Below are 3,593 nucleotides of genomic sequence, written 5' to 3'. Positions count from 1 at the left end.
TGGACGAGAACAAGGTGAAAGACCTCAACCTGCGCACCCCCTGGGAGGGGCTGCTGATCGGCCAGAAGCTGCAGGACTATGTCAATGAGCTGGTGAAAAACCGCCCCATTGACCAGCTCGGCAAACCCTTTGTCGCCGTCGCCACCCGGGGTGACAATGGCCGCCGTGTTGACTTTGCCCGGGGCAATACCGGCCAGGCGGTGCGTGCCTCCAGCAGTTTCCCGCTGTTTTTCAAACCAGCCCTGATCGAAGGAAAAACCTATGTGGACGGCTGCCTGGCCAGCCCGGTGCCGGTGGATGCCGTGCGCGAACTCGGCGCCGATCTGGTGGTCGCGGTAGACATCTCGGCCCAGTTGGAGCAGCGCCAAGCCTTCAGCGGCCTGGGTCAGGCCGTGGGAAGCTCGGTGCGGATCATGATCAAACACCTGACCGAACAGGAGCTGGTGCGGGCCGACGTGGTGATCCGCCCCAAGGTCGGCCTGATTGGCGCCACCGACTTTGACCAGAAGGACCGCGCCATCCTCGAAGGTGAAAAGGCCGCAGCGCTGGCCCTGCCCGAGCTGCGCCAGGCCATCCAGAAATGGCAGGCCAGCCAGCCGACAAGCTCCTGACCTTCAATTGCTATATTTTATATAGCTGTATATGCATATATTGTGCGGGCTAGAGGTCAAAAATCTGCATAATTTCTAGCCCTGCCGAGACCGTTGGGCCAACCAAGGCAGACGCCAGGCAGCGCGCCACCGCGGCCCACCCGACACCCCCGGATTGGCCCTGGATCGCAGGTCACTTGATGAAGCCACGGGCCTTCATGTTGTCGCAGCCGTTTTGACGCGGTGTCGGCAGGGTCACCCCTTTTTCCTTGGCGCGTGCCTCCATCGCGGCGTGATGTTCGATCTGCAGCAATTTGCATTCGTCATAAGTTTTGACGGCATGCATCTTGGCCTGGAAGGCGCTGCGTTCCTCGGCTGTCATCAGTGCCCAGCCTGGTGTGTTGCCTTTGTCAAAACGCATGTTGCGCATGCCACGTGCCCCCGGGCCGGGCTGGCTGGCGCCCTGCATCATCAGGCCAGCGCCTGCCCCCGGGCCGGGCTGGGCCAGGACGGTGACGCTCAAGGCGGCCCCCAGCACGGTGGCCAAGGTCAGAAACTTGAAAGTGCTTGCGGTTTTCATAATGACACTCCTTGTATGGACTGAGGTGGGCGGCTGGTCCTGCCTGCTGCCCTGAGAACAATTGGAAACCCGTTGTGTCAAGCGTGTGTTGCTGCAAACAGCTGATTTGCATCACCCTGTTGCCGCCCGGCCTTGCGTTACAGTGGGTTACAAAACCCCTGGCGCAGGCGGCTGGCAACGGTTGGGGTCTGCTTGTACGCTTGCCTACCAAGAACCCACAATGGCTTGCCATGGAAAAAAGTGACTGCATTCTGATCGTGGACGACGAGCCCGAAATCCGCCGTCTGCTGGTGGACTATCTGGCACGCAACGGCTTTGAGGCCATTGCCGCGCGTGACGGCCACGAGATGTGGCAGCTGCTGGAACGCCACGCGGTTGACCTGCTGGTGCTGGACCTGATGCTGCCCGACACCGATGGCCTGACCCTGTGCCGTGACCTGCGCGCCAAATCCAGCCTGCCGGTGATCATGCTCACCGCCCGCGGTGAGGAAACCGACCGCATCATCGGCATCGAAATGGGGGCCGACGACTACCTGGTCAAGCCTTTCAACCCGCGTGAACTGCTGGCCCGCATCAAATCCATCCTGCGCCGCACCCGGGCGCTGCCGCCCAACCTGAAACCCGAGCCCGTGCGCTGCCTGCGTTTTGCCGGCTGGTGCCTGGACACGGCCGCCCGGCTGCTGAGCGCCCCCGACGGTGTGGCCACACCGCTGTCAGGCGGTGAATTCCGCCTGCTGCGCATCTTGCTGGAGCACCCCAACCGGGTTGTCACCCGCGACCAGCTGATCGAGATGATCCATGGCCGAGAAGCCGAGGCCTATGACCGCGCCATTGACGTGCAGGTGAGCCGCCTGCGCCAGCGCCTGCGTGATGACAGCCGCGAGCCACAACTGATCAAGACCGTGCGCGGTGAAGGGTATGTGCTGGCCGCGGTGGTGGAGGCCAGCAGCACATGCGCTTGAACTGGCCTCACTGGCAGCTGCGCACCCTGCCCTCCAGCCTGTACGCCCGCATGGCGCTGATCCTGCTGGCGGGCCTGCTGGTGGCGCAAGGCGTCAGCCTGTGGCTGCAATGGGGGGAACGCTCCAGCGTGGTGACGCAGGCGCGCGCTGCCGGCTTTGCCGACCGCATCGCCCGGACCGTGCGGGTGCTGGAGACCGTGGGTGAGGCGCAGCTCGATACCGCGCTGCCCGCCCTGCAGGATGACGATCTGAGCGTGGCGCGGGTGGCGCCCAGCCAGGTGTCGCCCGCGCCGCCGCGTGGTGCCATAGGCAATATGCTGGCAACCCGGCTGGGCAGCCAGCGCGACATCCGCCACGTCGACCTGGCCTCAGGCCCACCCGCCGACACCACACAGCGCCGTTTTGATGTGCGTCTGCAAGGTGGCCAATGGGTGCGCATCACGGTTCGGCGCGCCGCAGAATCCGCGCCGCCGGCCCTCTCCAACGACCTGATCGCGCAACTGCTGGCGACGCTGGTGATTGTCACCGCCGTGGTCATGATCGCGGTGCGCCAGGCCACCCGCCCCCTGCAGCAACTGGCCCAGGCGGCCGACGCCCTGGGCAACGATCTGGACGCACCGCCGCTGCCCGAACAGGGCAGCAGCGAAACCCGCAGCGCCACCCAGGCGTTCAACCGCATGCAGACCCGCATCAAGCGGCTGGTCAACGAACGGGCGCGGGCGCTGGCCTCGGTGTCGCATGACCTGCGCACGCCGCTGACACGCCTGCGCCTGCGCGCTGAACTGGTCAGCGACGACACCTTGCGCGACCAGATGGCGGCCGACCTGGAGGCCATGGCCACCATGCTGGATGCCACGCTGGACTACCTGCGCGGCCAGCAGGACCAGGAGCCGGTGCGCCCGATCGACATCAACGCCCTGCTGGGCAGCATGGTGGAAGATGCGCTGGTGCTGGGCCGCAGCATCACCCTCAGCGGTCAGGCCGTCGCGCCCTTCACCGGCCGTCTGAGCGCACTACGCCGCGCGCTGCAAAACCTGATCGACAACGCCTTCAAATACGGCCAGCAGGTGAGCATCGAGGTGCAAGACAACGCCACCCAGCTGCGCCTGAGCGTGCAGGACAACGGCCCCGGCATTGCCCCGGCAGAACTGGCCAAGGTCACCGAACCCTATTACCGCGTGGACAGCGCCCGCAGCCCGCACGGCGGCGTCGGCCTGGGCCTGTCAATTGCCCGCGACATCGCCCTGCTGCACGACGGTGAACTGAGCCTGCACAACCGCCCCCAAGGCGGCCTGGCGGCGACCCTGTGCTTGCCCCGCAGCTGAATTCGCCCTGGCGTTAAATTGCTATGCTTTATATAGCTATACAAGCTTATTTCTTCCGGGCTAGAGGCCAAAAAGACTGGTAAGCTGGTGCCCAAGCCAGCCCAGGCCTTCAGACCCGCTTGAGCACCTCGGCCAC

4 protein-coding genes are annotated in these 3,593 nt (G+C 64.9%); 3 read left to right on the top strand and 1 reads right to left on the bottom strand.

The window, feature by feature from the left end:
• On the top strand, positions 1–611 hold a 611-nt coding region (locus tag PHW99_RS18370), incomplete at its 5' end, for a patatin-like phospholipase family protein (RefSeq protein ID WP_300181165.1).
• A 172-nt stretch (positions 612–783) separates the two neighbouring features.
• On the opposite strand, the gene PHW99_RS18365 is transcribed toward PHW99_RS18370, so the two are convergent.
• Positions 784–1,170, bottom strand: a complete 387-nt coding sequence (locus tag PHW99_RS18365; protein ID WP_300181162.1) for a hypothetical protein — start codon at positions 1,168–1,170, stop codon at positions 784–786.
• Between the two features lie 230 nt (positions 1,171–1,400).
• Between PHW99_RS18365 and PHW99_RS18360 the strand changes: the two genes are divergently transcribed.
• Both PHW99_RS18360 and PHW99_RS18355 read left to right on the top strand, forming a co-directional pair.
• On the top strand, positions 1,401–2,132 hold the full coding sequence (locus tag PHW99_RS18360) for a response regulator (RefSeq protein WP_300181158.1): 732 nt from the start codon (positions 1,401–1,403) through the stop codon (positions 2,130–2,132).
• Positions 2,129–3,457 carry an ATP-binding protein gene (locus tag PHW99_RS18355; protein ID WP_300181155.1) on the top strand — a complete coding sequence of 443 codons (1,329 nt, stop codon included), beginning with the start codon at positions 2,129–2,131 and terminating at the stop codon, positions 3,455–3,457. The genes PHW99_RS18360 and PHW99_RS18355 overlap by 4 nt, the downstream gene beginning before the upstream one ends.
• Positions 3,458–3,593 lie beyond the last annotated feature (136 nt).

The organism is Rhodoferax sp., from assembly GCF_028689305.1.
In the GTDB taxonomy this organism is placed as follows: Bacteria; Pseudomonadota; Gammaproteobacteria; order Burkholderiales; family Burkholderiaceae_C; genus Rhodoferax.
Note: the sequence above shows the minus strand (reverse complement) of the source record. Positions and strands in the feature narration are given on the sequence as shown.

Bases quoted from the DNA above. Each gene is read 5' to 3' on its own strand.
- PHW99_RS18365 (WP_300181162.1), bottom strand. From the start codon at position 1,170: ATGAAAACCGCAAGCACTTTCAAGTTTCTGACCTTGGCCACCGTGCTG.
- PHW99_RS18360 (WP_300181158.1), top strand. From the start codon at position 1,401: ATGGAAAAAAGTGACTGCATTCTGATCGTGGACGACGAGCCCGAAATC.